The sequence below is a fragment of the Streptomyces sp. NPDC127092 genome (assembly GCF_042722475.1).
Lineage (GTDB): Bacteria > Actinomycetota > Actinomycetes > Streptomycetales > Streptomycetaceae > Streptomyces.
Genome location: NZ_JBHXFE010000364.1, coordinates 1 through 1,125, shown reverse-complemented (window position 1 = coordinate 1,125; position 1,125 = coordinate 1). Strand labels below are relative to the sequence as shown.

Annotated in this window: 1 protein-coding gene and 1 pseudogene; one reads left to right on the top strand and one right to left on the bottom strand. The window is 68.3% G+C overall.

Annotation, left to right across the window (positions count from 1 at the left end):
• On the top strand, window positions 1-352 hold a 352-nt coding region (locus ACFWJO_RS40460), incomplete at its 5' end, for a helix-turn-helix transcriptional regulator (RefSeq protein WP_386873372.1).
• A gap of 43 nt (window positions 353-395) precedes the next feature.
• Here the strand turns inward: ACFWJO_RS40460 and ACFWJO_RS40455 are convergent.
• Window positions 396-1,125 (bottom strand): annotated as a pseudogene (locus ACFWJO_RS40455) (arylsulfatase); the annotation flags it as partial.

The following is a 1,125-nucleotide window of genomic DNA, read 5'->3' as shown; positions in this document are numbered from 1 at the left end:
GTCCACCGGTCCGGCGGCGCCCGGCTATGTGCGGCACGCCGTCCATTACATCCGGGAGTACGCCCGCGAACTGCCGACCTCCTCCGACATCGCCGACGCGGTGGGTGTCAGCGTCCGCACCCTGTCCGGGTCGTTCCGGAAATACCTGTACACCACCCCGGCCGAGTACGTGCGTGAGCAGCGGCTTCAGGGCATCCGGGAGGAACTGCTCACCGCATCGCCGGGTGCGACCGTCGCCTCGATCGCCGGCGCGTGGGGGTACGTCAACCTCGGTCTCTTCGCGGCGGCCTACCGACGCCGGTTCGGTGAGAATCCGTCGCAGACCAGGGCCTTCGGCCCCGTGAGTGGTTGACGAGTCCAGAGACTCCTCAACCACTCACGGGCGGCGGAGCCGCCTACTGGTGGCGCAAGGCCGCGGCGAGGGCGTCCTCGGGGTCGATCAGGTGGTTGTGGTCGTCGTCGCCCAGTTCGATGTCGGCCCAGTCGATCTTGCCGTTGAACTTGCCCCGCGGCGTGGTGTACCCCTCGTAGACGGGCATTCCGGTGTCCACGCCGACGTCGAGTCCCTCGTCGAACGAGAAGTACAGCGGATGGGTCCGTTCGACGTGCTCGCTGCCGGCCTCGTCGCCGTCGATGTACAGGGTGGCGGTGCCGCCCTTGCCGATGCCGCCGCCGTCGTATGCGAACTCGACGCGAACCTGATGCTCGCCCGCCGTGAGTGCGGTCGGCGCCAGCACCGTCGTTCTCCGTAGACCGCAGTAGTTGTAGTGGTAGCCGAGTGTGCCGCCGACGGTGAACAGGGCCCAGCCGCCGGTGCGTCCGCCCTGGGTGACGATCACCCCTTCGGCGCCCGATTCCGGAACCTGGATCTGCGCGGTGACCGAGTAGCTGCGGTTCTTGATGTTGATCGCGACGTTCTCGCCGAGCCGGGTCATGCCCTCGAACAGCCGGAGCTTGTCGCCCCGGACGAGGGTCGGCCGTCCCGCGATCTCCGGGTTCATCCGTTCGGCGGCCCGGTCGTCGAGCGGGAGCACGTTGTGCCGCACCGCCTCGATCAGGAACAGCTGCTGCAGTTCGGCGAGCTTCTCGGGGTTGTCCTTCGCGATGTCGTGGGCCTGCGTCCAG